Genomic DNA, 25,069 nt, shown 5'->3' on the forward strand with positions numbered 1-25,069 from the left:
GTCGGGTTTCCATGACCCGTGTCCGCCGGTTCCGCCGGGCCGGACGTGGCGTCACGCGCGGTCCGCGCTTGATACGGGCCAATGCACGCGGCGGGCACGACAGTTAGCCTGCGCGGCGAATCGCATGGAGGCGCAAGATGAAACGCATTCTCACGACCCTGATCCTGATCTGCCTGTCCGGCGCGGTGGCCGCGCAGGAGGAGGCGGCGGTCTTCGACTTTGGCGGCGACGCCTTCCGCGCGGGGGCGACGGTGGAGTTCGGCACCGACGGTGCGGACGACCTGTTCCTGGCGGGCGAGACGGTGCGCGGGCGGGCCGACATCGCCGGCTCGGCGCATCTGGCGGGCCGGCGGGTCGAGATGACCGGCGCGGTCGGCGGCGACGTCTATGCCGCGGGGATGAACGTGGAGCTTGCCGGCGCGGTGACCGGGGACGCGACGCTGACCGGCTATACCGTCCGTGTCGGCGAGGTCGGCGGCGACCTGCGCGCCACGGGCTCCGACGTCACCGTGCGCGGGCCGGTGGCGGGCTATGCGCTGCTGGCCGGCGACACGGTGCGGATCGAGGGCACGGTCGCGGGCGACGTGAACGTCACGGCGCGGACGCTGGATTTCGGTCCCGAGGCGTCGATCGCGGGAGTGCTGACGCTCTACGAGGAGACACCGGGCGCCATGGAGATCCCCGAGCGCGTGATCCCGGCCGACCGGGTGCAGCGGCGCGAAAAGGAGGCGTGGCAGCGCGATGTCGGCGACATGGCGCCGGTGACCCTTTGGGGCGCGCTGTGGCGCTTCGTCGCCGGGGTGCTGGTGGTCGCGGCGGTGGCCGCCCTGGCCGCGGCCGTCCTGCCCGAGAGCCTCGCGGCGATGCGGCGGCGTATCCTCGACCGGCCGCTGGGCACGCTTTGGCTGGGCTTCCTGCTGCTCTCGGCGCTGATCGGGTCGGCCGTGGTCTTTGCGCTGACGATCGTCGGGATATTCGTCAGCCCGGCGGCGATTTTCCTGGCCGTCGTGGCCGGGTTCGTCGGTTACGTGCTGGGGGCCTATGCCTTCGGCGTGGGCTTGATGCTGCTCGCGGGCCGGCCGGAGCCCGCAACCCTGGGCGCACGCGCGCTGGCCGGCGGGCTCGGGGCGCTGCTGGCCGGGCTGCTGGCGCTGATCCCGTTCCTGGGCTGGTTGTTCGTGCTGGCGCTCACGCTGGCCGGGGTCGGGGCGATGACGGCGCGGCTGTTCCGGCCGCGGTTCTTCGCCGATGCCTGAGCGGCCGTGTCAGCCGGTCGCGCGGTGCCGCCGCGCGGCCAGCCGCTCGCGGTGCAGGGTGTAGAGGCCCGAGGCGACGATCAGCGCCGCGCCGACCCAGGTCCAGCCGTCGGGGAACTGCGAAAACAACAGCCAGCCATAGAAGGTGCCCCACAACAGCATCGTGTACTGCATCGGCGCGATCACCGCGGCCTGCCCGACCTCCAGCGCCTTGATCAGGGTGAACTCGCCCAGACCGGCGAGGATCGCGGTGCCGGCGAGCAGCAGAAGCTCGGTCCCCGTGGCCGGCCATTGCCAGACGAAGGGCAGCGCCAGCGACAGCAGCGCGCTGCCGGTGAGCGCGGTATAGGCCACCGTGGTGATCGTGCGGTCCGAAGCGGCGAGATAGCGCGACACGATCTGGCGCGCCGCGAACAGCGAGGCGGCCAGCACCACGAGCAGGATCGCGGGATGCACGACCCCGGCGCCCGGCCGGATCACGATCAGCGTCCCGGCAAAGCCCAGCGACACCGCGGCCCAGCGGTGAAACCCAACCGGCTCGCGCAGGATCAACGCGCCGAGCACCGTCACCATGAACGGTGCGATGAAGGCCACGGCAACGGCGTCGGCCAGCGGCACGTAGCTGACCCCGAAGATGAAGGCCGCCGCCGACAGCCCCGCCAGCGCCCCGCGCGCCAGCTGCAGCCGGGGATGGGCCGTGCGTAGGATCGACACGCCCTGCGCGGCCAGAAGGCCCAGCACCGCCACCAGAAGGCCGAGCTGGCGGAACCACACCACCTGCAGCGGATGCAGCGTCTGGGTGAGGTATTTCGCCTGCGCGTCGACGGCCGAGAACAGGAAGAACGCAAGCAGCATCAGCGCCAGGCCGCGCAGGTTGCCGGCGCGGACCTCGGCGGAAGACGGCGGAAAGGGTGTGGCGGGCAGTGGAATCGGCGGGCTCCTTGGCGGGACCGGCAAGGCCGGGCACCAGACAAGGGCTACGCGAGGATGGCGGTCGGGTCCAGCCGATCCGCGCGATGCCGGATTCGTGGCTGGTGCCGCCGCCCCGGCGGGCCTATCTCTGCCGCATGCGATTGCTCGTCCTTCTTCTGCTGCTGTCCCTGCCCGTGTCGTCGCGGGCCGATTGCGTCGTGCTGCTGCACGGGCTGGCGCGGACCGAGGCGAGCATGGCGATCATGGCCGAGGCGTTCGAGGCGAACGGCTACCGCGTGGTGAACCGCGGCTATCCGTCGACCGAACGGCGGATCGAGGCGCTGGTGGAGCGCGCGGTGACGCCGGCGGTCCAGGCCTGCGGCGCGCGGCGGGTGCATTTCGTGACGCATTCGATGGGGGGCATCCTGCTGCGCATGTGGCTGTCGCGGAAGCGGCCGGCCGAGATGGGGCGCGTTGTGATGCTGGCGCCGCCGAACCAGGGCTCGCAGCTGGTCGATGCGTTCGGCGATCTGGCACCGTTCGAGTGGATCCACGGGCCGGCGGGGCTGCAGCTGGGCACCGATGCGGAAAGCGTGCCGAACCAGCTGGGCCTGCCGCATTTCGAGCTGGGGATCATCGCGGGCACGCGGTCGCTGAACCCGGTCTATTCCAGCGTGATCGACGGGCCGGACGACGGAAAGGTCTCGGTCGCCTCGACGCGCGTGGTGGGGATGACCGACCACCTGACGCTGCCCGTCACGCATACCTTCATGATGATGAACCCGCTGGTGATCGCCGAGGCGATGGAATTCATCGAGCGGGGCGAATTCCGGCCCGAGATGCGCTTCGGCGAGGCGCTGGACCGGGTGAGCGGGCGGTAGGGGCGGTCAAGATGTGCGCTTCCGCGCGAGCCTGTTTCTGCCCGTGGCGCCGCGACGCGCCGGGGCATCCGGTTGTGCCTGTGGCGGGGGCGGGAGCCTCCGGCGGGGATATTTCGGGCCAGAAGAAGCCTGGGGGTCAGCTTTTCGGCCCCAGGCGGCGGTTAATGTGGCCCATCTTGCGGCCGGGGCGGGCCTCGGCCTTGCCGTAGAGGTGGATGGCGATGGCCGGATCCTTCGCCAGGTCGGGCACGCGCAGGATGTCGTCGCCGATCAGGTTTTCCATCTGGATGTCCGAATGCCGGCTGCCGTCGCCCAGCGGCCAGCCGGCGATGGCGCGGATATGCTGTTCGAACTGGCAGATGGTGCAGCCGTTCTGCGTCCAGTGGCCGGAATTGTGGACGCGCGGCGCGATTTCGTTGACCAGCAGCCCCTCGGGCGTGACGAAGAGCTCGACGCCCAGCGTGCCCACGTAGTCCAGCGCGTTCAGGATGCGGCCGGCGAGCAGGATCGCGTCGGTGCGCTGCGCGGTGGACAGGCGCGCCGGGATCGTCGTGGTGTGCAGGATGCCGGAATCGTGCATGTTCTCGCCGGGGTCGAAGGCGGCGACCTCGCCGGTCAGGCCGCGGGTGGCGATGACGCTGATCTCGGCGGAGAAGTCGACGAAGCCTTCGAGGATCGCCGGGGCGCCGGCCATGTCGGCCAGCGCGCGGTCGGCCTCGTCCGGTGTGCCGAGCCGGGCCTGGCCCTTGCCGTCATAGCCGAAGCGGCGGGTCTTCAGGATCGAGGGCGTTCCGATTTCGGCCAGCGCCGCGGAAAGGTCTGCGGCGGTGTCGACGCCGGCGAAGGGCGCAGTCTGCAGGCCCAGCTCGGCGAGGAAGGTCTTTTCGTGCAGCCGGTCCTGGCTGACCGCCAGTGCGCGGCGCCCCGGTCGGATCGGGCGGTGCGCCTCCAGGAGATCGAGGGCGGCGGTGGGGATGTTCTCGAACTCGTAGGTGATCACGTCGACGGAATGGGCGAAGGCGGTCAGCGCCTTTTCGTCGTCGTAGGGTGCGGTCGTGACGCGGTGGGCGACCTGGCCCGCCGGGGGTTCGGCGCCCGGCTCGTAGATATGGGTCGAAAACCCCAGCCGCGCGGCGGCGACCGAGAGCATCCGGCCCAGCTGGCCGCCGCCGAGGATGCCGATCGTCGCGCCGGGGGTCAGCACCTCTGTCGGGTCAGTCATCTGCCGGCGTCTCCGGGATCGAGGCGGAGAGGGCGGCGCGCCAGGCGTCGAGGCGTTCCGCGACGGCCGGGTCGGAGGTGGCGAGGATCTGCGCGGCCATCAGCCCGGCATTGGCCGCGCCGCCGATGGCCATGGTGGCGACCGGGAAGCCGCGCGGCATCTGCACGATGGAATAGAGCGAATCGACCCCCGACAGCGCCCGGGTCTGCACCGGCACGCCGACGACCGGCACCCGGGTCTTCGAGGCCATCATGCCGGGCAGGTGCGCCGCGCCGCCCGCGCCCGCGACGATCGCCTTCAGCCCGCGCTCGGCGGCGGTCCTGCCGTAGTCCCACAGCCGGTCCGGTGTGCGGTGGGCCGACACGATGCGGGCCTCGTAGGGGATGTCCAACTCGTCCAGGATCTCGGCGGCGGCCTTCATGGTGGGCCAGTCGCTCTGACTGCCCATGATGATGCCCACTTCGATACGCATGCGCTGCTCGTCCCCCGCGGTTCGGAGAGGGCACTATACCGGGCGCGCGAGGCTACGCAATGATGTCGGGAAACAGGCGGTCCTCGATCTGGCGGATCTGGTCCTTGATCGCCAGTTTCTGCCGTTTCAGCCGGCTCAGCCGAAACTGGTCGGCGCGCTGGGTGTCCTGCAGGGCCGAGATCGCGTCGTCGAGGTCGCGATGCTCGCGGCGCAGCACTTCGAGTTCGACCTTGAGGATCTCCTGAAGGTCCATCTGTGCGGAATCGTTCATAACCGATGCCCCGAGTCGGTTGGATGTGGTTCATCGAAAATACAGCGAGTCCGCGGTTTCTCAAAGCGCTACCGGATGCACGCCCCTTGCTGCGGCCGCATTTCGCCCCATATCTTTCCTGAGGTCGCCGAAACGGGGCCGCGTGCTGTGTCGCTTTGAAAGGGCAAGGCCATGACGAAAATGAGCTTGGGCTCGCACCCCTACCTGTTGGGGTTCGAGCAGCTGGAACGGCTGATGGAGCGGACGGCGAAGTCCGAGAACAACGGGTATCCCCCGTTCAACATCGAGCAGACCAGCGCCAATTCCTACCGGATCACGCTTGCGGTGGCAGGGTTCGCCGAGGACGATCTGTCGATCACTGTCGAGGACCGGCAGCTGGTGATCCGCGGCCGTCAGAGCGAAGAAGACGATGGCCGGGTGTTTCTGCACCGTGGCATTGCGGCGCGGCAGTTCCAGCGCAGTTTCGTGCTGGCCGAAGGCGTCGAGGTGAACGGCGCCGCGCTTGAGAACGGTCTGTTGCATGTCGATCTGTCCCGGGCCGAGCCCGAGAAGGTCGTGCAGACCATCGAGATCAACCGCAGCTGACCGGGGGTGGCAACATGAATACGGAATACGAGCTCGAAACCGATACCGAGAGCAAGATCGTCTACGTGCGGCCGGTCGACGTGGCCGACCTGCCCGAGGAAGTGCGCGAGCAAGCCGACGGGCTGGACCAGATCTTTGCCGTCCACAACTCCGAGGGCGAGCGTCTGGCGCTGGTCCGGGACGAGAAGATGGCGTTCGCGCTGGCGCGGCAGAACGACCTTGCGCCCGTGCATGTCCACTGAAGCGTGGAGCCGGGCGCGGACGACCGGGCCCGCCGACTGAATGCCGATAGAATTCGATTGGGTCGACGCCTTCACGGCCGCACCGTTCGGCGGCAACGGCTGTGCGGTGGTGTATGACGACGGCGCGCTGAGCGACGAAAGCTGCATGGCGCTGGTGCGCGAGACGAGCCTGTCGGAATGCACCTTCGTCGGCCCGTCCGACAGCGCCGATGCGGCCGTGCGGTATTTCCTGGCCGACCGCGAGGTTCCCTTCGCCGGGCATCCGACCATCGCGACGGTCGCCTCGATGCTGGAGCGCGGGCGCCTGGCCGAAACGGGCGGCCGCTTGGAAACCGGCGCCGGCGTGATTCCGATCGACGTGGCGGCGCCGCCGAACGGGGGCGGGCCGGTCATCACCATGACCCAGAACGCGCCGGTCTTCGGGCCGCGGCTGGACCCGGGCCTGGTGGCTGCGGTGGGCGGCCTGTCGCCCGACGATTTCCTCGCCCCGCCGCGTATCGTCTCCACCGGCCTGCCGTTCTGCATCGCTGTTCTGAAGGACCGCGCGGCGCTGCGGCGCGTGGCGTTGCAGCCCGAGGGTCTGCGCCGGTTCCAGGCCGAGGCCGACGTGATGGAGCCGTTCTGGGTCACGCTCGGCGGCGAGACCGAGGCGGGCGACACCTTCGCGCGCCTGCTCCTGCCGCCGCCGCTGCCGCCGGAGGATCCGTTCACCGGGTCGGCCACCGGTGCGATGGCGGCGTTCCTGTGGGCCGAGGGCCTGTTCGACGGCCCGCAATTCGTGGCCGAGCAGGGGCACTGGATGGGCCGGCCGGGCCGGGCGCAGGTCGAGGTTCTGGGATCGCCCGACGCGATCGAGGGCGTGCGCGTGGGCGGGCAGGGGCATATCCTGATGCGCGGCTACCTGACCCTGTAGGGCGCGCTCACGGCCAGACGCCGTAGGTCTTTCGCATGTAGTCGAAGCACCGGCGATCCGCGGTGCGCCGGTCCGCGCCGTCCAGCACCGCCTGGTAGAGCGGCGCCTCGGCATGGGCCGACAGCAGGCGCGGCCCCTTGATCCGCGCCGGGGCCCAGATCGGCGTGCCGGCCTTGGCGAGCATCCCCGACAGCCAGATATCGTCGACCGACCACAGGACCGGCGGGATGTCGAAGACGTCGTCGTCGAAGAAGTCGGGCCGCACCATTACCCCGCCGTAGCCCTGGAAGATGTCGCGGTAGCCGGCCGTGCGGATATGCGCGTGGCTCGGCGCCTCGCCCCGGTAGCCGAACAGGGCGGCCAGCGACCAAACCGCGTGTTTGGCCTGATAGGGCAGGTCGAGCGGCTTGTTGGCGCGGATCGCCTGCGGTTGCGGGCGGTCGCGTTGGTCGGAGGTGAACAGCTCGTCGGCGGCCCAGGAGATCGGCGCGATGGCGGCGTCCGGGACGTGGCTGCGCGCCTCGAAGAACGCCATCGTCCAGTCGGGCCGGTAGAGCCGGTCGTCGTCGCAGAACAGGATTTCCACGGGCGTCCCGCGATAGGCCCGCACCGCGTGCAGGACCTTGCTGGCCGGGCCGAAATCCGCCTCGGGCCGCTTGATCGTGATGCCCTCGGGAACGTCGGGCAGGCGGCCGTCGTAATCCGGAAAACGGCGGTAGTGGCGCGGGATATACAGATGAACCTCGTCCGCCGGGCTGTCCTGCCGCAAAAGCGAGCGCAGGGTCGGCCCGATCCTGTCGAACCGCGGCGGAATCGTGGTCAATGTGATGATGCGCATCGGGCCGGAACGGTGGCGGGTGTCCGGGGCCTGTTACCGCTGCATGCAGGCGTTGTCACCCTGCCAGATGCCGAAACGCGCGCGCAGATCGGCGGCGACCGTCCGGTTCAGCTCGGCCCGCGTCATGCCGTGGAGGCGCGCATCCTGAAGCGCGTCGGGCGCCGCATGCGCCTGGGTGTGGGCGCGCATCTCGGCGTAGTGGACGATCTCGATCCCGGCCAGCGCCAGATGCGCCGAGAGCCAGATGTCGTCGACCCATTGCGCGGGCGCGTCCGGCGTCAGCACCGACGGCGACAACCGGTCGGGGCGCAGCATGAGCCCGGCAAAGCCCTGCACGATGCTGTATCCGCTGGGCAGCCCCAGGCGGGCGCTGTCGAAGACACTCGCTGAAATCGCGGCCTCGGGGTGCAGGGCGCGGGCGGCGCGGAAGGCGGGCAGGAGTCCGGGGCCATAGGTGCAATCGTCATCCAGAAGCAGGACGTCCCGATCCGGATACATCTGAAACGCAGTCAGGAACTTCGTCGCCGGGCCCGCGTCGTCGGCTCGGTACAGGGTGACCCCGGCGGGCAAGGCGGGCAGCCGGCCGTCCCAGTCGGGAAAGCGTTCGAAGCTGCGGGGAATCGTCAGGCAGAGCGCCTGCGGGCGCTGCCCCAACAGCGCCTCCAGACGCGGCCCGAGCGCGGCGAACCGCGATGGCACCGAGGTGAGGGCAAGTACTGGCATTCATCCGCGCTACGTGTCGCAGCGGAGTCTCGCACGCCGTAGCGTCAACCGAAAAGGATGAAATTTCCGGTCGGCCAATCCCGGGCGCTTCGATCGTCGCTGTGCCGACAATCCCGCCGCCCGGCGTGGAAACCGGGCAGCGGAAGAACCGGTCAGGCGGCGATCAGGCCCATCGATTCGAGCTTCAGGATCACCTGGTGGGCGCAGTTGTCCACGTCCACATTCTCGGTATCCAGCCGCAGTTCCGGGTTTTCCGGCTCGTCGTAGGGGTCGGAGATGCCGGTGAATTCCTTGATCTTGCCCTCGCGCGCCAGCTTGTAGAGCCCCTTGCGGTCGCGGCGCTCGCATTCCTCCAGCGAGGTGGCGACGTGGATCTCTACGAAGGCGCCGTATTGCTCGATCTCCTCGCGCACTGCGCGGCGCGTCGCGGAATAGGGCGCGATGGGTGCGCAGATCGCGATGCCGCCGTTCTTGGTGATCTCGGACGCGACATAGCCGATGCGGCGGATGTTCAGGTCGCGGTGCTCCTTGGAAAAGCCCAGCTCGGACGACAGGTTCTTTCGCACGATGTCGCCGTCCAGGAGCGTCACCGGCCGGCCGCCCATCTCCATCAGCTTGACCATCAGCGCGTTGGCGATGGTCGACTTGCCCGAGCCGGAGAAGCCGGTGAAGAACACGGTAAAGCCCTGCTGCGCCCGCGGCGGGCGGGTGCGGCGCAGTTCCCTGACGACCTCGGGGAACGAGAACCAGTCGGGGATCTCCAGCCCCTCGGACAGGCGGCGGCGCAGCTCCGTGCCCGAGATGTTCAGCACGGTCACGCCGTCCTCGATCTCGTCGGCGGGCTCGTACTGGGCGCGTTCCTGGACGTAGACCATGTGCTTGAACGGCACCATCTCGATGCCGATCTCGTCCTTGTATTCCTTGAACAGCTCCTGCGCGTCGTAGGGGCCGTAGAAATCCTCGCCCGCGCTGTTCTTGCCCGGGCCGGCGTGGTCGCGGCCGACGATGAAGTGGGTGCAGCCGTGGTTGGCGCGGATCAGCCCGTGCCAGACCGCCTCGCGCGGGCCGGCCATCCGCATCGCCAGGTTCAGAAGCGACATCGTGGTCGTGGAGCCGGGGTACTTGTCCAGCACCGCCTCGTAGCAGCGCACGCGGGTGAAGTGGTCGACGTCGCCCGGCTTGGTCAGGCCGACGATCGGGTGGATCAGCAGGTTGGCCTGCGCCTCCTTGGCGGCGCGGAAGGTCAGCTCCTGGTGGGCGCGGTGCAGCGGGTTGCGCGTCTGGAACGCGACGACGCGGCGCCAGCCCAGCTTGCGGAAGGTCGCGCGCAGCTCGTTCGGCGTGTCGCGGCGGGCGCGGAAGTCGTAATGCACCGGCTGCTGGATGCCGGTGATCGGGCCGCCCAGATAGACGGTGCCGGCATGGTTGTGCAGGTAGTTGACGGCCGGGTGCGCGCTGTCGTCGGCGCCGAACACCTTCTCGGCCTCGCGCGCCTTGTTCGGCACCCATTTGTCGGTGACCGTCATCGTCGCGAGGATCACGCCCTCCTGGTCGCGCAGCGCGATGTCCTGGCCGGTCTCGATCCCCTCGGCGAACTTTTCGGACACGTCCAGCGTGATCGGCATCGGCCACAGCGACCCGTCGGCCAGGCGCATGTTCTCGACGACGCTGTCGTAGTCCTCCTCGCTCAGAAAGCCCTTCAGCGGGTTGAACCCGCCGTTCATCAGAAGCTCCAGGTCGCAGATCTGGCGCGGGGTCAGGTCCCAGCTGGACAGCTCGCCGGCCTCGACCTTCAGTTTCTGAGCGCTTTCGTATGAGACATAGAGCTCCGGAATCGGAGCGAGGTTCTTCAATTGCATTTTGAGCCTACTCGTTCGACTGCGCGCCCCGGACGGGCACTGGGGAGGGATCGCGCGCCCTCTAGACCCGGAACGCGGGAAAGTGCAAGGGACCGGGCGAATTGACGAGCAGGTGCGGCATCTTTTCCGCACTGCAGCATCCGCCTCCGGCGCAATTGCGCCGATCACGGTCCGACCCCGGTCCGTCCGGGACGGGGCCTCAGGCCACCGCGTCCTCTTTCGCCGGGGCCGCCGCCGTTTCCCTCCGCGGCTCCAGCACGATCGGTAGACCGCCCTTCGGCCAGGGGATCGGCACCATCTGCCAGGTCGCCGGCGCGTCCGTGGCCGATTGCATCCGCCGGTGCCGCAGCAGGTGGGCGGTGAACAGCTTCACCTGCACCATCGCGAAATGCATCCCCAGGCACTTGTGCGCGCCGCCGCCGAACGGCGACCAGGCGAACTTGTGGCGCCGGTCCTCGGCCCGGTTGGGCGAGAACCGGTCGGGATCGAAGCTGTCGGGGTCGGTCCAGAGGTCCGGCTGCAGCTGCACGATCCCGGGGCAGACCGAGACATGCGTGCCCTTCGGCAGCGTCACGCCCTGCCATTCGACGTCGCGCACGGTGCGGCGCGGGATGAACGGCACCGGCGGCACCAGACGCAGCGCCTCCTTGAAGGCGCGCTCGGTCACCGGCATCGCGTTCAGCGCCGCGTCGTCCAGCGGCCCCTCGGGCAGCGCGTCGACCTCGGCGATGATGCGCTCCTGCCAATCGGGCCAGGTGGTCAGCGCCCAGGCCATGGTGGCCAGACCGCTGGCGGTGGTGTCATGCGCGGCCATCAGCAGGAAGTTGAAGTGATCGACGATCTCTTCCTCGGTCCAGCGGTCGCCGTCGTCGTCCGTCGCGCGGCACATCTGGCTGAAGAAGTCCTCGCCGCCGCCGTCGCGCCGCTCGGCGATCAGCTCCTTGAAGGTCTGGATCAGGTAGCGCCGGCCGCGGATGCCGTGCCACATCTTGGTCAGCGGCACCGGCTTGCGGACGAGGCCGTAGGTCGCCGCGATCTCGTCCACGAACGCCTTGTTCAGCGCCGGCACCCGCGGATCGTCCGGGTCCATCCCCATGAAGACCGACGCGCCCAGGCGCAGCGTCAGCTCCTTGACGGCGGGGTAGAAGGCGAACCGCTTGCCCACCGGCCATTCCGCCAGAAGCCGCGGCAGCTCGGCGTTCATCCGGGCGACGTATTCCTCCATCGCCTTGCTGCGGAACGCCGCCTGCATGATCCGGCGATGGCGGCGATGCTCGTCGAAGTCGCGCATCAACAGCCCGCCGTCGAACAGGTTGCGCAGCGGCAGCCAGCCCTCCTGGTTCGAGAAGTTGCGGTCCCGGTCGATCAGCACAAACTCCAGCGCGTCGGCGCCGTGCAGCAGCACCCGCCACTGGCCGATCAGCTTGGTCTTGTAGATGTCGCCATGGGCCTCGCGCGCCGCCAGCGTGAAGCCGTAGCAGTCGCGCATGATCTTCAGCGTGTGCCCGAGAAGCGGGTCCGGTCGCGGACCGGGAATATGCGCCAGTTCGGCGGGGCCGTAGTGTGCCATGCTCAATCCTTCGAATCGGCCGGTACTGTGCCGCGATTCGACACGTCTGGCGAGCATTTCCCGGCCCCGACCCGCCGCACGGGCGAGGCCGTGCCCGATCCGCACGCGGGCCGTCGGCCCCCTGCGCCGGGCCGCTTACTCGGCGGCGTCCTGCGGCACCTCGGCGCCGTAGCCCAGCGGCTCGGTCTCGACCTTGCCCTCGTCGACGCCGATCTCGGCCAGGAAACGCTCCGCTTCCAGCGCCGCCATGCAGCCCATGCCGGCCGACGTCACCGCCTGCCGGTAGACGTGGTCGGTCAGGTCGCCCGCGGCGAAGACGCCGGGAATCGAGGTGGCGGTCGAGTCGGGCTTGGTCACCACATAGCCGCCCATATGCGTCTCCAGCTGGTCCTTCACCAGCTCCGAGGCGGGGGCGTGGCCGATGGCGACGAAGAAGCCGGCGCAGGGGATCTCGGTGATCTCGCCGGTCTCGACGTGCTTGACGCGCACGCCTTCGACGCCCAGCGGATTCTCGGCGCCGACGACCTCCTCGACGGTGTGGTTCCACAGCATCTCGACCTTGGGGTTGTCGAACAGCCGCTTCTGCAGGATCTTCTCGGCGCGCAGCTCGTCGCGGCGATGCACCACCGTGACCTTGCTGGCGAAATTGGTCAGGAACAGCGCCTCTTCCACGGCGGTGTTGCCGCCGCCGATGACGACCACTTCCTTGCCGCGATAGAAGAATCCGTCGCAGGTGGCGCAGGCCGAGACGCCGAAGCCCTTGAACTTCTCCTCCGAGGGCAGGCCCAGCCACTTCGCCTGCGCGCCGGTCGCGAGGATCACCGAGTCGGCGGTATAGGTCGTGCCGCCGTCGCCTTGCGCGGTGAACGGCCGCTTCGACAGGTCGATGCTGCTGATATGGTCCGAGATGATTTCGGTCCCGACCGAGCGCGCATGCTCCTCCATCCGCACCATCAGGTCGGGGCCCTGCACCTCGGTGTCGCCGGGCCAGTTCTCGACCTCGGTGGTGATCGTCAGCTGGCCGCCGGGCTGGATGCCCTGGACGAGCACCGGTTCCAGCATCGCGCGGCTGGCATAGACGCCGGCGGTATAGCCGGCCGGGCCGGAGCCGATGATCAGGACCTTGGAGTGTTTGGTGTCGGCCATCGCGGACCTCCTGCATTCTGCGGCGGATTCGGGTTCCACCGGATATAGCTATCGCGGAAAGAGTCCGAAAGGGCTGCGACAGGACGCGCCAGTTTGTCCGGATCCGTTAAGGAAATTGCGCAATTGTGAAAGAATATTGCGCCTTCGGCCGTAGATCGGTAAAGATTGCAAAAAAGCCCGAGGGAGAGGCCATGCCCGGAACCAAGCTCGACCCGATCGACCGCCAGATCCTGGCGGAATTGCAGGCGGACGGCCGGATGACGAATGTCGAACTGGCCAAGCGCGTCGGGATTTCCGCGCCGCCCTGCCTGCGCCGCGTCCGGACGCTGGAAGAGGCGGGCTATATCCGGGGCTATCACGCCCAGGTCGACGCGCGGCTTCTGGGATTCGAGGTGCAGGTCTTCGCCATGGTCGGGCTGCAGAGCCAGGCGGAGGCGGATCTGTCGGCCTTCGAGCAGCGCTGCCGCGATTGGCCCTTGGTGCGCGAGTGCCACATGCTGAACGGCGAGGTCGACTTCGTCCTGAAATGCGTGGCGCCGGATCTGTCGACCTTCCAGACATTCCTGACCGAGGAGCTGACGGCGGCGCAGAACGTGATAAGCGTGAAGACCTCGCTGGTGATCCGCGGCGCGAAGGATCAGCCGGGCGTGCCGTTCGAGGTGCTGGAGGACCGGTTGAGCCAGACGGCCTGACACGCAAGACGGTCCCCGGTGGCCGTGCCGCAAGGGCCTTGGAAGGCCCTTGCCCGCGGTCGGCAGACCGCGGGGCCAAGCCGCTTGCAAGCGGCTTGCGCCTCAGGCCGCGGTCACCGCGTCGTATTCCTCGGCCGACAGGCGCGGCGCGCAGAGCGGGCCGAAATCCGCGACCGTCTCCAGGTGCGGGAAGAAGGACATGAACAGCCGCAGCCCGTCGGGTCCGATCCGCTGCACCAGGTCGGGGCCGGGATGGAAGCTTTCGATCTCGATGCCGTTGGCGCGCAGGATGTGGTGGTCGCGGAACGCCAGGTGGTAGGTGCTGACCGGCGAGGCGGGCGCCACGCGGATCACGCTCATCCCGTCCTCGAAGGCCGGGATCGGCGTCAGCGCCGCGTCGTCCTGCACGATCTCGCGCAGCCGGGCGTTCCGGTGCAGCAGGCGCGCATGCGGCGCCAGCATCAGATCCGGCATCGGGCGCTGCGGGCCGAAGCTGTCCACCGGGATGCGGAACAGCCGCGGCGGCGTCTGGCCCAACTGCTGGCCGGGGACCAGGGTGATCGTGCCGATCCACAGAAGCGGCTGATAGCCCGCGTCGCGCGTCTCGATCCGGGTGCCGGGCATCAGGTCCTCGACGGCGACGGGGCCGTCCTCGGTCGCTATGATCGTCCCGCGCGCCAGGGCGCAGAAGGCGTTCTCGAAGACCGGGTGCGCCGGGGCGCGCTTGATGACCTCGGCCAGCGAGTTGTCGGGCAGCAGCGACAGCGCCTCGAACCGGCGCATCGGGAAATTCGCCTGCGGCGCGGCGCCGGGCCGGCGGGCGGTCCAGGCGCCCTGGCCCGGCTGGGTCACAGAGCGGGCGACGGCAGGTAAGCCGGGGCGATGGGGATACGTCATCAAATCCTTCCTTCTCGAGTCCGGTACGGTCGCCATGCCCCCACCGGTCCGGCCACCGCGGGATGGAACCGCGGCGCGGCGGCCGCGGCGTCTGTGCAGGCCCCGGCCCGTCTGCGGCCCGGGGCGGTTCGTTTCTCTGGGAGTCCCGTCGCGCGGGACGTCCGCCGGATGCCGGCGGCCCGTGGTCTTGCCCGTGGTCTAGGCGTTCGCCGCGCGCATCGACTTGGATGCGCTGCGCTTGGCGATGAACGCCGCGCGCCGGGCGCCGCGCGTCCAGGGCATCTTGATCTCCACCTTGGCGGCTTCCTGCGTCACCGAGGTGATCCAGCGTTTGTCCCGTGCCATCCTGTCGCTCCTTCCATCTGCGCGGCGGCGTCGTTTCCGCATGGGCGGCAATCCGCGTGTGTCGAGACGACTATCGGCACGCAATTGGGCTGCAGAATGACCTGCTGGCGGCTTTTTGGGGCGCGATGCGGACGGGAATGTGACGCCGCCCGGCACCGCGCGTCAGATCCGGATGACCGAGATCAGCCGGCCGTAATCGGCCTCGCGCTGGTGCTGGCTGCGGCGGTAGGAATAGAAGCGCGCGGGGTCGGCATAGGTGCACAGGCCGATCCACTCCACCGTACCCACGCCGGCGGCGCGCAGCCGGTCGGCGCCATAGGCGGGCAGGTCGAAATACTGCCGGTCGCCCTCGCCGGGGGCGAAGTAGCGGCGGTTGTCGGGGTCGTGGGCAAGGAAGGTGTCGACGAATTCCGGCCCGACCTCGTAGGCGTCCTGGCTGATCGTCGGGCCGATGGCCGCCGCGATCCGGCCGCGCCCGGCGCCCAGCCCCTCCATCGCCTCGACCGTCGCCTCCAGCACGCCGTTCAGCGCCCCGCGCCAGCCCGCATGCGCGGCGCCGATCACGCCGCTTTCGGCATCGGCGAAGAGCACCGGCTGGCAATCCGCCGTCAGGACCGACAGCGCCAGCCCCGGCGTCGCGGTCACCATGGCGTCGGCGCGCGGCGGGGCGTCGGCCGTGACCGTGTCGGCCTGCACCACATCCGTCGAATGGACCTGGTTGACCGAGATCAGCGCCTCGGGCGTCACCTGCATCGCCTCGGCCACGCGCGCGCGGTTGATCGCCACCGCCTCCGACTGGTCCGACGAGCCGGGGCCGCAGTTCAGCCCGGCGAATATGCCGGACGAGGCGCCGCCGCGCCGGGTGAAGAACCCGTGCCGCAGCGCCTGGAGCACGGGAGAGGTCAGGATTTCGAGCGTCATGGCTGCAATCCGGCGGGCGGTGCGGTGGTGCTTGAGTGGAAGCCTGTCACCTTGAACAGGCTCCCCATTTCGTCGGGATGGGTCAAGCGGCGATGTGCGGCGACATGCGCGTCAAGCGCCGCACCGTCGAGCCCGCGCGCCAGCGCCTGTGCCCGCTGCGTGATGCCCAGCCGCTCCAGGAACACGCCCTGCGGCGTCATCTCGGTGGCGGTCAGGGGACTCGCGGCCCGCGCCAGCGCCTCGAAGTCCACATGCGCCGTCAGGTCGGCCTCGCCGGGATGCGCCAGCGGATCCTCCGGTTGGTGCCCCCGCACCGCCTGCAACGTGTCTCCCAGCGAGCGCCAGCCGCCGTAGTCGATCACCAGCGCCGCGCCGCCGTGGCCGGCAATCCGCTCCGCCAGCGCCTGCATCACCGGCCCCGCGGCGGCGCAGGTCTCCACGATGTCGCCCGGCGCGGTCTCCTCCAGCCGGTGCTCCAGCTCGGCCAGCGGCGCCGGCGCGCTCAGCCCGAAGATCAGCCGCCCGTCCTCGACCGCCACCTGCCGCTCGCGCCAGCCGTGGGCGTCGCGCTGGAACTGACGGATCGGCAAAGCGTCGAAGAACTCGTTGGCGACCAGGAACAGCGGCGCCTCGGGCAGCGCGTCGGCGCTGTCCCGCCAGCGCAGCTCGTAGCCCTCCAACGTCTCCCGCTGCCGGTCCCGCAACGTGGCCGAGGCCTCCACCAGATGCACTCGCGCCGCGGCGTGGAACCCCGGCACGCTGCGCGTCGCCCGCAGCGCATCGGCCATCAGCGTCCCGCGCCCCGGCCCCAACTCGGCCAGCGTGAACGGCGCCGGCGCCCCCTGATCCATCCAGCTCTGCGCCAGCGACAGGCCGATCAGCTCGCCGAACATCTGGCTGATCTCCGGCGCCGTGATGAAGTCGCCGCCCGTGCCGAACGGGTCGCGCGTGGCGTAATAGCCATGCTCGGGGTCCATCAGGCTTTCCGCCATGAACTCGGCCACGGTCATCGGCCCGGCGGCGGCGATGCGCCGGATCATCCGGTCGGTCAGCGGCGTCATGCCCGCCTGCGCGCCCAGATCAGCAGGATCAGCCCCGCCAGGATCATCGGCGTCGACAGAAGCTGTCCCATCTTCAGCCCCCAGTCGCCCAGCGCGACGACATAGCCCATCGGGTTCGCGGCGGTGATGTATTGCGGGTCCGCCTGCCGGAAGAATTCCACGAAGAACCGCGCGATGCCGTAGCCCGCGATGAAAGTGCCGGTGATCGCCCAGGGCGTCTTCAGCCAGCCGCGCGCCAACGCCAGCCACAGCAGCAGCGCGCCCAGCACCAGCCCCTCCAGCCCCGCCTCGTAGAGCTGCGAGGGATGCCGCGCGCAGGCGCCCTCGACCATCGGGCAGTTCTGCGCCGCGGCGCCTGGAAACACCACGCCCCAGGGCACCGAGGTCGGCAGACCCCACAGCTCGGCGTTGATGAAATTCGCGATCCGGCCCAGCAGCAGCCCCGGCGGCGTGCAGGTGACCAGCATGTCGGCGACGCTCCCCGCCGGCGAGCCGACGCGCCAGGCGAACCCGAAGATCGCCAGCATGACGCCGATGAACCCGCCGTGGAACGACATGCCGCCCTGCCAGATCATCGGGATCTCCAGCGGGTTCTGCAGGTAGTATCCCGGCTGGTAGAAGAGCACGAAGCCCAGCCGCCCGCCCAGGATGATCCCCAGGATGACCCAGGTCATGAAGTCGTCGACCTGGTCCTTGGTCATCGGCGGGGTGCCGTCCCACAAGGCCGGGCGCTTCACCAGCGCGACCGCCATGCGCCAGCCGATGATGATGCCCACGATATAGGCCATCGCGTACCAGCGCAGCGCGAAGGTGAAATCGCCGATGTCGATCGAGAAGATCTCGGGCGAGATGGCGGGGAACTGGATCACGGCCTGCATGGGCTTCCTTGGGCATGGGGGTCCGGCGAAGTCAACCTTGTCCGCCGCGGCGCGGCGGCCCATATAGGGGCGAACGGCAACGGAGCGATGACATGCAGAGCCGCAACAAGGTGTTCGACGATATCGGCCAGCTGATGACCAACGCCATGGGCGTGGCCCAGGGCGCCCGGCAAGAGGCCGAGACCGCGATGAAAAGCTGGGTCGACCGCTGGCTGGCCGACCGCGATTTCGTCACCCGCGAAGAGTTCGACGCCGTCCGCGCCATGGCGCAGAAGGCGCGCGAGGAGAACGAGGCGCTGAAGGCCCGGATCGAGGCGCTGGAGGCCGGCGCCAAGGACTGACCCTGCGGTCCGCCTCGGGCGCCGTCATCCGTCCGACACCCCTCTGTTACCGCATTGTCGCGCGATGCTGTGGCGATTCGCGTGAAGTCCACAACTTATTGCGGATATCCCCGAGATAGTGCTTTACACCGCGAATCACCTGCCCTTACCATATCTCGTAGGGCGCGGGGCAACGACCGCCGCCCCTTGAGCAGGCACCTAGTTCTGGGATGGACTCGCGTCCCCCGGGACGAGACAAAGAGAGGCCGGGGCATGTCACTCGCAGAGCAGTTCCATTCGGAAGATCTCCATCCCATCGATATCGTGGAGCATATCGCCGAGCATCATTCCTGGGAGTTCGACCGCGTCGGCGACGACCAGATCGCGATGGCGGTCGAGGGGCAGTGGCGGACCTATTCGATCACGCTCGCCTGGTCCGGCTTCGACGAGACGCTGCGGCTGATCTGCACCTTCGAGATGGAGCCGCCCGAGGACCGGATGGCCGAGGTCTACGAGGTGCTGAACCGGGCCAACGACCTGTGCTGGACCGGCGCCTTCACCTACTGGGCGGAACAGCGGCTGATGGTCTATCGCTACGGGCTGGTGATGGCCGGCGGGCAGATGGCCAACCCCGAACAGATCGACCGGCTGATCGCCGCCGCCGTCGGCGCGTCCGAGCGGTTCTACCCGGCGTTCCAGCTGGTGGCCTGGGGCGACCAGTCGCCGGAAAGCGCGATGAACGTGGCGATCTCCGAGGCCTACGGCCGCGCCTGAGAACCGGGTTTTCCCGGCAACGATTGCGATCTAGTCTGCGCCCCCGAAGCAAGGGGGCGTTTTCATGTTCGAAGAGATCGCGCGGCGCGGGCTGGTGCTTTTGGGCTGCGGCAAGATGGGCTCGGCGATGCTGGAGGGCTGGCTGACGCAGGGGCTGGAGCCGGGAGCGGTCTGGGTGATCGACCCGAAGCCGTCGGACTGGGTGACGGGCACCGGGGTTCATGTGAACGAGGCGCTGCCGGAGAGCCCGGCGGTGGTCCTGATCGCGGTCAAGCCGCAGATGATGGGCGATGCGCTGCCGGATATCGATCGGTACGGCAATGGGTCGACCCTGTACGTGTCGATCGCGGCGGGGACGACGCTGGGCTTCTTCGAGGACCTCCTGGGCGAGGCCTCGCCCATCGTGCGGGCGATGCCGAATACGCCGGCCGCGGTGGGGCGGGGGATCACGGCCATCGTGGGCAACCCGCGCGTCGCGCCGGCGCAGATGGACATGGCAGAGGGGCTGCTGGACGCCATCGGGCAGGTGGTGCGGCTGGAAGACGAGGGGCAGATGGATGCGGTCACGGCCGTCTCGGGCTCCGGGCCGGCCTATGTCTTCCACCTGATCGAGACGATGGCGGCGGCCGGCGTCGCCGAGGGGCTGCCGGAAGAGCTGGCGATGCGGCTGGCGACGGCGACCGTGGCCGGGGCCGGGGCGCTGGCCGAGACGTCGGGGGAGGACCCGGGGCAGCTGCGGGTGAACGTGACCTCGCCGGGCGGGACCACGGCGGCGGCGCTGGAGGTTCTGATGGAGGAAGAGGCCGGGTTTCCGGGGCTTCTGAAGCGGGCCGTCAAGGCGGCGGCAGAGCGGTCGCGGGAGCTGGCGGGGTGAGTGTCCGAGGTTGGACGGTAGGCTAGGATGCTGTTTTTGTTGTAGATAGCGCTAACAGTGCTCCTGGACGTCCGCGCGCCGGCCGGCTGCTGCGCGCGGCGGTCCGCGGAAGCCGGGGGCGCCATCCGGCACCTTCAAATGCGGTATGGCGTGGAGTGGGGGCAATGAGCGAGATTACGTTCGACGACTTTCTCAAGGTGGATATCCGCGTGGGCGTCGTGACCCGCGCCGAGACGTTTCCGGAAGCGCGGAAACCGGCGCTCAAGCTGTGGGTCGATTACGGCCCGGAGATCGGCGAAAGGAAATCCTCGGCGCAGGTCACGGTGCATTACACGCCGGAGGCGCTGATCGGCCGCCGGGTGCTGGCGGTGGTCAACTTCCCGCCGCGCCAGATCGGCAAGTTCATGTCCGAGGCGCTGGTGCTGGGCGTGCCGGACGACAACGGCGATGTCGTGCTGGTGCGGCCGGACCGCGACGTGCCGGTCGGCGGGCGGCTGCACTGATGGCCGGGGCCGCCGGCCCGTCCCGCCCCCGAGATCCGCTTCGTCCGCCTGACCGAGGGCTGGCGCGGATGGGCGCCCGGCCGCTGGGCGAAGTGGACTATGACGGCAGCCGCTTTCTGAAGGTCCGGCTGGACACGGCGTGACCGAAAGGAGCGCTACCGCGCGCGGTCTTTTCCGAAATCGGCGAGGCGACGCATCGGTCCGGGCGGGGGCGCGGACCCCCGGGGCGGGAGCCTCCGGCGGGGATATTTTCAGTCAGAAGAAGTAACGGTTCGTTAACGCATGCCTGGCAATGTGTGCGTGCGGTACAGGCGGGGACGCCGATGGCCGTGTCAGGAGAAGGCCCCCTGCTTCCCCGTCGCGGGACAGGGGGCTGGACCCTGCCCCCACATGCGCCGGGGAAGGGTCTTCTTCTGACCGAAAATATCCCCGCCGGAGGCATGAAAACTCATGGCATGCCGGTCCGGCCGGGCGCGCCGGCGGTCAGGAGGGCGCGCGGGCGCCGTCGCGGTACATCTTCTCGATCAGGTTGACGTCGACCAGGCCGCGCAGGTCGGTGCCGCCATACATGAAGCCGAACGCCTTGCAGCCGGCGGAGAAGACGACGATCGAGGCGGAACTGCCGTCGTTGAACCCCACCCGGGCGATGATGTGGTGGACGTTGTCGCCGCGCACGGCCGGGTGATCGGCCAGCCGCGCCTCGACGCCGGCCGTGCCGCCGCCGTGCTCGCGGCGTTTCTTGGCCATCAGCGAGAAGTATTCGTAGAGCGCCAGCCGCTTGATCTCGGCGTTGTCGCCCCAGTCCAGCCAGGCGCGCTTGAAGTTGTAGCGGCCGAACTGGTCGACATTGATGTTGGCGAGGAAATATTCGAACAGCGCCCGGTCGGTGGTGCGGGCCGCGTCGAAGATGCCGGCGAGGCTGCGCTTGAAGCACTGGTCGATGCTGGGCGGCAGCTCGGTCCTGACAGAGACGGCGGCCGCGGCGGGTTGGGCGGTGACGGAGATCGAAAGGGAGACGGCGAAGGCCATGGTGGCGAGCGAGCGAAGCATTGGTCATATCCTCCATATCAACGGATATATGACGTCGCGGCAGGCCCGATCGTTCAATCTTGTTCAGGCGGGGCTGCGGTCGCCCACGGCCTCGCGCCAGTGGCGGCGGCAGAGCGAGACATAGGTCTCGTTGCCGCCGATCTGCACCTGCGCGCCCTCGCGCAGCGCTTGGCCGGCCTCGTCCATCCGCACCACCATCGTCGCCTTCTTGCCGCAATGGCAGATCGTGCGGACCTCGCGCATCTCGTCGGCCAGGGCGAGAAGCGCGGCCGAGCCGGGAAACAGCTCTCCGCGGAAATCCACCCGCAGGCCGTAGCACATCACCGGCACGTTCAGGTCGTCGACGATGCGGACCAACTGCCAGACCTGCTCCGTCGTCAGGAACTGCGCCTCGTCGACGAAGATGCAGGCCAGGTCGTCCTGCGCCAGCCGCGCCTCGATCCGGGCGAAGAGGTCGTCCTCGGGCGTGAACGTCTCGGCCTCCTCGCCGATGCCGATGCGCGAGGCGATGCGCCCCTCGCCGGCGCGGTCGTCGAGCCGGGCGGTCAGCAGGCAGGTCTGCATCCCGCGTTCGCGGTAGTTGTAGGACGCCTGCAGCAGGATCGTCGACTTGCCCGCGTTCATCGTCGAGTAGTGGAAGTAGAGCTTGGCCATGGGCGGCTTTTGCCCCGGCCGCGCGGGGGCTTCAAGCGCCGGTTGCCACGTTCAGCTCCAGCACCTCGCGAAAGCGCAGGCGCGGCGCGATCTTTGCCGGGGCCAGCAGTTCCAGCTTCGGAAACCGGCGGAACAGCTTGCCGAAGGCGATGACCGCCTCGACCCGGGCCAGGTTGTTGCCGGCGCAGATATGGATGCCGAGCGCGAAGGACAGGTGCCGGTTCGGCCGGCGGGCGATGTCGAAGCGGTCGGGGTCGGGGAACTGCGCCGGGTCGCGGTTGGCCGCCGCGACGATCATGTGGACGATGCTGCCCGCCGGCAGGTCGGTGTCGCCGATGCGGGTGTCGGCCGTGGCGCGGCGGTTGTTGATCTGGATCGGCGCCTGATAGCGCAGCACCTCCTCGACCATCGGGTCGATCAGCTCGGGCTCGGCGTTGAGCCGGGCGATCTGGTCGGGGTTGCGCAGCATCTCGTGGATGCCGTGCGAGATCATGTTGGTCGAGGTCTCGTGGCCGGCGTTCAGCATGAAGATGCACTGGTGCAGAAGCTCGATCTCGGTCAGGCGCTCGCCGTCCGCCTCGGCATCCGCCAGCACCGTCAGCACCTCGCCGGGCTGCGCCGTTTCGGGGTGGGCGCGGCGGTGGGCGAGGAGGTCGCGCAGGTACTGCTTGAAGTCGGTGACGGCCCGGTTGCCGGTGTCGAGCTGTTCCTGGGTCAGCTTCGGCTCCAGCGCGGTCAGGATCGCCACGGCCCAGTCGCGGATCAGCCCGCGGTCGGCGGTGGGCACGCCCAGCATGTCACAGACCACCTCGATCGGCAGGCGGAAGGAGAAATCCTCGACCACCTCCATGCGGCCCTCGTCCTCGAAGCGGTCGAGCGCGGTGTCGACGAGGCTTTCGATCCGCGGTTTCAGGTCGTTCAGCGCCTTGCGGGTGAAGGCGTGCTGGAACAGGGCGCGGATGCGGGTGTGGTCCGGCGGGTCGGTGAACACCACCGAGGTCGTGTGATGCTCGTAGAGCGGAGAGCCGGGGCCGAACTTGGGCGCGAAGTCGATTGTCTTGTCCGACGACCAGAGCTTCGGGTCGCGGTAGACCTGCACCAGGTCGTCGTAGCGGGTCAGCACATAGGTGCCGTCGGGGTTGCGGTGGACCGGCGCCGTCTCGCGCAGACGCGCGAGGTAGGGGTAGGGATCGGCCGCGTAATCGGCGGGCACGTGCAACAGGTCGAATGCGGTGATGTCGTCGAGCATGGGCCTCCCCTCCCTTGCGCAGGGGCATCCTAGGGCAGGGGGGCGGCCTGTGCCAGAGGGCCGCGGTTGCCACGGGGGCCCTTTCCGGGTTTGATGCGCCCGGGGACGAGGAGGAACGCATGCTGGGCGAGCGGATCGAGAGCGGCTGGATCGACGCCTTTGCCGAGGTCTTCGGGATGTGCGCGATGCGCGCCGGGGAAGAGATCGTGATCCTGTCGGAAAGCCGGTCGCGGGCGGTCAACGTGCATCTGGCGGAGCTGGCGCTGGGGCGGATGGGGCTGCGGTTCTGTCACCTGCAGGTGCCGTCGCCGCCGCATCCGGCGGGGCCGGTGATCCGCTCGACCGGGGCGTGCCAGGCGCTGGCCGGGCAGGCGCTGGCGGTGCGGGCGATGGCGGCGGGGGATGTCGTCGTGGACCTGACGGTCGAGGGGCTGATGCATGCGCCCGAGACGGCCGAGATCCTGAAGGGCGGGGCGCGGATCCTGAACGTGTCGAACGAGCATCCCGAGGCGCTGGCGCGGACGATCCCGACGCCGGAGTTGAAGGACCGCGCGAAGGAGGCGGTGAAGCAGTGCCGGGCGGCGCGCGAGATGCTGGTGCGGTCGGATGCCGGAACCGAGCTGCGGGTCGACATGGAGGGCGCGTCGACCGTGGGCGTCTGGGGCTGGACCGACCGGCCGGGGACGCTGGCGCATTGGCCCGGGGGGATCGTGGTGTCGTTTCCGGCGAAAGGCGCGGTGAACGGGCGGCTCGCCTACCGGCCGGGGGACATCAACCTGACCTTCAAGCGGTATTTCGACAGTCCCGTCGACCTGGTGCTGGAGGACGACTACGTCACCCGGATCGAGGGGACCGGCACCGATGCCTGGCTGATGCGCGACTATCTGGAAGGGTTCGGCGAGCGCGACGCCTATGCGACGTCGCATGTTGGCTGGGGCTTCAACCCGGCCGCGCGCTACGAGGCGCTGGAGATGTACGACAAGGCCGACACGAACGGGACCGAGCTGCGCGCGGTGGCGGGGAACTTCCTGTACTCGACCGGTGCCAACGAGTTCGCGGGGCGGTTCACGCGCGGGCATTTCGACCTGCCGATGATGGGCTGCGACATCCGGCTGGACGGGGTGCCGGTGGTGAGCGGAGGGCGGCTGGCATGATCGTCGGCGGAATCGAGTATTTCGAGGCGGGCGAGGGCCCGGCGGTGGTGTTCCTGCACGGGATCGGCGGCGAGGCGGAGCTGTTCGGCCCGCATCTGGAGCTGCCGGGGTTCCGCGGCGTGGCCTGGAACATGCCGGGCTACGGCCAGAGCGAGACCGGCGCCTGGCCGCCGAGCTTCGCGTCGCTGTCGCTGTCGCTGGCCGGGTTCGTCGGGGCGCTGGGCGCCGACCGGGTGCATCTGGTGGGCCATTCGATCGGCGGGATGCTGGCGCTGGAACACGCGGTGCGGCGGCCCGAGCAGGTGGCGAGCCTGACCCTGATCGGGACGACGCCGGCCTTCGGCGGGCCCGACGAGTCGTTCAAGCGCGACTTCCTGGAGGCGCGGCTCGGCCCGCTCGACGCCGGGCAGACGATGGAGGAGATGGCCGAGCACGCGGCGCCGGGCCTGGTGGGGCCGGAGGCGGAACCGGGCTGCGTGTCGGATATCGCCCGGGCGATGGGCCGCGTGCCGGAGGCGACGTGGCGTGGGATCCTGGAATGCCTGGTGACCTTCAACCGGCGCGACGATCTGGGCGCGGTCGAGGTGCCGGTCTGCCTGATCGCCGGGTCCGAGGACCGCAACGCGCCGGCGCGGACGATGGCGCGGATGGCCGAGAAGATGTCCGGTGCGGAGTATCACGAGCTGGAGGGGATCGGGCACATGATCGCCCAGGAGGCGCCGGGCCAGGTGGCGGAGATCCTGCGAGACTTCCTGCGGAGGCGGGGGTGAGCCTGGGGCGGCATGTCTCGGATCGCTGCGCGATCCG

Annotated in this window: 29 protein-coding genes; 12 read left to right on the top strand and 17 right to left on the bottom strand. The window is 69.4% G+C overall.

The window, feature by feature from the left end; all coding sequences use genetic code 11:
- The first annotated feature begins 137 nt into the window (after positions 1-137).
- Positions 138-1,256 (top strand): DUF8173 domain-containing protein, encoded by a 1,119-nt coding sequence (locus tag P1J78_RS12330; RefSeq protein WP_275567666.1) that lies wholly within the window; start codon positions 138-140, stop codon positions 1,254-1,256.
- 9 nt (positions 1,257-1,265) lie between these two features.
- Here the strand turns inward: P1J78_RS12330 and P1J78_RS12335 are convergent, their stop codons facing one another.
- Complete coding sequence (locus P1J78_RS12335; protein ID WP_374213262.1) at positions 1,266-2,213, bottom strand: DMT family transporter; 948 nt, start codon at positions 2,211-2,213, stop codon at positions 1,266-1,268.
- A gap of 110 nt (positions 2,214-2,323) precedes the next feature.
- Between P1J78_RS12335 and P1J78_RS12340 the strand changes: the two genes are divergently transcribed.
- Positions 2,324-3,049, top strand: a complete 726-nt coding sequence (locus P1J78_RS12340; RefSeq protein WP_275567667.1) for an alpha/beta hydrolase — start codon at positions 2,324-2,326, stop codon at positions 3,047-3,049.
- Positions 3,050-3,185: 136 nt separating this feature from the next.
- Here P1J78_RS12340 and P1J78_RS12345 read toward each other — a convergent pair whose 3' ends face one another.
- Genes P1J78_RS12345 through P1J78_RS12355 form a run of 3 tightly spaced genes read right to left on the bottom strand, consistent with a single transcriptional unit; the run spans position 3,186 to position 5,014 of the window.
- A complete protein-coding gene (locus tag P1J78_RS12345; protein WP_275567668.1) occupies positions 3,186-4,271 on the bottom strand; it encodes a 5-(carboxyamino)imidazole ribonucleotide synthase in 1,086 nt (361 codons plus the stop codon).
- A complete protein-coding gene (purE, locus tag P1J78_RS12350; RefSeq protein ID WP_275567669.1) occupies positions 4,264-4,743 on the bottom strand; it encodes a 5-(carboxyamino)imidazole ribonucleotide mutase in 480 nt (159 codons plus the stop codon). The genes P1J78_RS12345 and purE overlap by 8 nt, the downstream gene beginning before the upstream one ends.
- Before the next feature lie 52 nt (positions 4,744-4,795).
- Positions 4,796-5,014, bottom strand: coding sequence for a YdcH family protein (locus P1J78_RS12355; RefSeq protein WP_275567670.1), 219 nt, complete (start codon positions 5,012-5,014; stop codon positions 4,796-4,798).
- Positions 5,015-5,185: 171 nt separating this feature from the next.
- On the opposite strand from P1J78_RS12355, the gene P1J78_RS12360 reads away from it, so the two are divergent.
- From P1J78_RS12360 to P1J78_RS12370, 3 genes are read left to right on the top strand one after another with little or no spacing between them, the layout of a single operon-like run.
- Positions 5,186-5,599 (top strand): Hsp20 family protein, encoded by a 414-nt coding sequence (locus P1J78_RS12360; RefSeq protein WP_275567671.1) that lies wholly within the window; start codon positions 5,186-5,188, stop codon positions 5,597-5,599.
- Between the two features lie 14 nt (positions 5,600-5,613).
- Positions 5,614-5,841 carry a DUF1150 family protein gene (locus P1J78_RS12365; RefSeq protein WP_275567672.1) on the top strand — a complete coding sequence of 76 codons (228 nt, stop codon included), beginning with the start codon at positions 5,614-5,616 and terminating at the stop codon, positions 5,839-5,841.
- A gap of 40 nt (positions 5,842-5,881) precedes the next feature.
- Positions 5,882-6,754, top strand: a complete 873-nt coding sequence (locus tag P1J78_RS12370) for a PhzF family protein (protein ID WP_275567673.1) — start codon at positions 5,882-5,884, stop codon at positions 6,752-6,754.
- A 7-nt stretch (positions 6,755-6,761) separates the two neighbouring features.
- Here P1J78_RS12370 and P1J78_RS12375 read toward each other — a convergent pair whose 3' ends face one another.
- The 5 genes from P1J78_RS12375 to trxB all read right to left on the bottom strand — a co-directional run bounded on the left by P1J78_RS12375 (position 6,762) and on the right by trxB (position 12,890).
- Complete coding sequence (locus tag P1J78_RS12375; RefSeq protein WP_275567674.1) at positions 6,762-7,592, bottom strand: glycosyltransferase family A protein; 831 nt, start codon at positions 7,590-7,592, stop codon at positions 6,762-6,764.
- A 33-nt stretch (positions 7,593-7,625) separates the two neighbouring features.
- Positions 7,626-8,315 carry a hypothetical protein gene (locus P1J78_RS12380; protein WP_275567675.1) on the bottom strand — a complete coding sequence of 230 codons (690 nt, stop codon included), beginning with the start codon at positions 8,313-8,315 and terminating at the stop codon, positions 7,626-7,628.
- Positions 8,316-8,467: 152 nt separating this feature from the next.
- Positions 8,468-10,174: a bifunctional sulfate adenylyltransferase/adenylylsulfate kinase gene (locus P1J78_RS12385; RefSeq protein WP_275567676.1), complete on the bottom strand. Its 1,707-nt coding sequence runs from the start codon at positions 10,172-10,174 to the stop codon at positions 8,468-8,470.
- 199 nt (positions 10,175-10,373) lie between these two features.
- Positions 10,374-11,744: a cytochrome P450 gene (locus P1J78_RS12390; protein WP_275567677.1), complete on the bottom strand. Its 1,371-nt coding sequence runs from the start codon at positions 11,742-11,744 to the stop codon at positions 10,374-10,376.
- A gap of 135 nt (positions 11,745-11,879) precedes the next feature.
- A complete protein-coding gene (gene trxB / locus P1J78_RS12395) occupies positions 11,880-12,890 on the bottom strand; it encodes a thioredoxin-disulfide reductase (protein WP_275567678.1) in 1,011 nt (336 codons plus the stop codon).
- 191 nt (positions 12,891-13,081) lie between these two features.
- Between trxB and P1J78_RS12400 the strand changes: the two genes are divergently transcribed.
- Positions 13,082-13,582 (top strand): Lrp/AsnC family transcriptional regulator, encoded by a 501-nt coding sequence (locus P1J78_RS12400; RefSeq protein ID WP_275567679.1) that lies wholly within the window; start codon positions 13,082-13,084, stop codon positions 13,580-13,582.
- A gap of 102 nt (positions 13,583-13,684) precedes the next feature.
- Here P1J78_RS12400 and P1J78_RS12405 read toward each other — a convergent pair whose 3' ends face one another.
- The 5 genes from P1J78_RS12405 to lgt form a co-directional block, all read right to left on the bottom strand.
- The gene (locus tag P1J78_RS12405; protein WP_275567680.1) at positions 13,685-14,479 is read right to left on the bottom strand and encodes a Hint domain-containing protein; all 795 of its coding nucleotides are present in this window, start codon (positions 14,477-14,479) and stop codon (positions 13,685-13,687) included.
- Between the two features lie 198 nt (positions 14,480-14,677).
- Positions 14,678-14,824, bottom strand: a complete 147-nt coding sequence (locus P1J78_RS12410; RefSeq protein ID WP_275567681.1) for a hypothetical protein — start codon at positions 14,822-14,824, stop codon at positions 14,678-14,680.
- Between the two features lie 162 nt (positions 14,825-14,986).
- Positions 14,987-15,745 carry a peptidoglycan editing factor PgeF gene (gene pgeF, locus P1J78_RS12415; protein WP_275567682.1) on the bottom strand — a complete coding sequence of 253 codons (759 nt, stop codon included), beginning with the start codon at positions 15,743-15,745 and terminating at the stop codon, positions 14,987-14,989.
- Positions 15,742-16,806: a class I SAM-dependent methyltransferase gene (locus tag P1J78_RS12420; protein WP_275567683.1), complete on the bottom strand. Its 1,065-nt coding sequence runs from the start codon at positions 16,804-16,806 to the stop codon at positions 15,742-15,744. The genes pgeF and P1J78_RS12420 overlap by 4 nt, the downstream gene beginning before the upstream one ends.
- The gene (lgt, locus tag P1J78_RS12425) at positions 16,803-17,684 is read right to left on the bottom strand and encodes a prolipoprotein diacylglyceryl transferase (protein ID WP_275567684.1); all 882 of its coding nucleotides are present in this window, start codon (positions 17,682-17,684) and stop codon (positions 16,803-16,805) included. Before lgt ends, P1J78_RS12420 begins: the two co-directional genes overlap by 4 nt.
- A 92-nt stretch (positions 17,685-17,776) precedes the next feature.
- On the opposite strand from lgt, the gene P1J78_RS12430 reads away from it, so the two are divergent.
- From P1J78_RS12430 to P1J78_RS12445, 4 genes are all read left to right on the top strand, one after another.
- Entirely contained in the window at positions 17,777-18,025 is a 249-nt protein-coding gene (locus P1J78_RS12430) for an accessory factor UbiK family protein (protein WP_275567685.1), read from the top strand.
- A gap of 252 nt (positions 18,026-18,277) precedes the next feature.
- Positions 18,278-18,778: a type III secretion system chaperone family protein gene (locus tag P1J78_RS12435; RefSeq protein WP_275567686.1), complete on the top strand. Its 501-nt coding sequence runs from the start codon at positions 18,278-18,280 to the stop codon at positions 18,776-18,778.
- Positions 18,779-18,842: 64 nt separating this feature from the next.
- Complete coding sequence (proC, locus tag P1J78_RS12440; RefSeq protein WP_275567687.1) at positions 18,843-19,652, top strand: pyrroline-5-carboxylate reductase; 810 nt, start codon at positions 18,843-18,845, stop codon at positions 19,650-19,652.
- A 164-nt stretch (positions 19,653-19,816) separates the two neighbouring features.
- A complete protein-coding gene (locus P1J78_RS12445) occupies positions 19,817-20,155 on the top strand; it encodes a tRNA-binding protein (RefSeq protein WP_275567688.1) in 339 nt (112 codons plus the stop codon).
- Between the two features lie 483 nt (positions 20,156-20,638).
- Here the strand turns inward: P1J78_RS12445 and P1J78_RS12450 are convergent, their stop codons facing one another.
- From P1J78_RS12450 to P1J78_RS12460, 3 genes are all read right to left on the bottom strand, one after another.
- On the bottom strand, positions 20,639-21,205 hold the full coding sequence (locus P1J78_RS12450) for a hypothetical protein (RefSeq protein ID WP_275567689.1): 567 nt from the start codon (positions 21,203-21,205) through the stop codon (positions 20,639-20,641).
- A 63-nt stretch (positions 21,206-21,268) separates the two neighbouring features.
- Positions 21,269-21,859, bottom strand: coding sequence for a thymidine kinase (locus P1J78_RS12455; protein WP_275567690.1), 591 nt, complete (start codon positions 21,857-21,859; stop codon positions 21,269-21,271).
- 31 nt (positions 21,860-21,890) lie between these two features.
- On the bottom strand, positions 21,891-23,108 hold the full coding sequence (locus P1J78_RS12460; RefSeq protein ID WP_275567691.1) for a cytochrome P450: 1,218 nt from the start codon (positions 23,106-23,108) through the stop codon (positions 21,891-21,893).
- Positions 23,109-23,227: 119 nt separating this feature from the next.
- Here P1J78_RS12460 and P1J78_RS12465 point away from each other — a divergent pair, with 119 nt between their 5' ends.
- Complete coding sequence (locus P1J78_RS12465; protein WP_275567692.1) at positions 23,228-24,262, top strand: 2,5-dihydroxypyridine 5,6-dioxygenase NicX family protein; 1,035 nt, start codon at positions 23,228-23,230, stop codon at positions 24,260-24,262.
- Complete coding sequence (locus tag P1J78_RS12470; RefSeq protein WP_275567693.1) at positions 24,259-25,032, top strand: alpha/beta fold hydrolase; 774 nt, start codon at positions 24,259-24,261, stop codon at positions 25,030-25,032. The genes P1J78_RS12465 and P1J78_RS12470 overlap by 4 nt, the downstream gene beginning before the upstream one ends.
- Positions 25,033-25,069: the final 37 nt, after the last annotated feature.

The sequence above is a fragment of the Psychromarinibacter sediminicola genome (assembly GCF_029168335.1).
Lineage (GTDB): Bacteria > Pseudomonadota > Alphaproteobacteria > Rhodobacterales > Rhodobacteraceae > Psychromarinibacter > Psychromarinibacter sediminicola.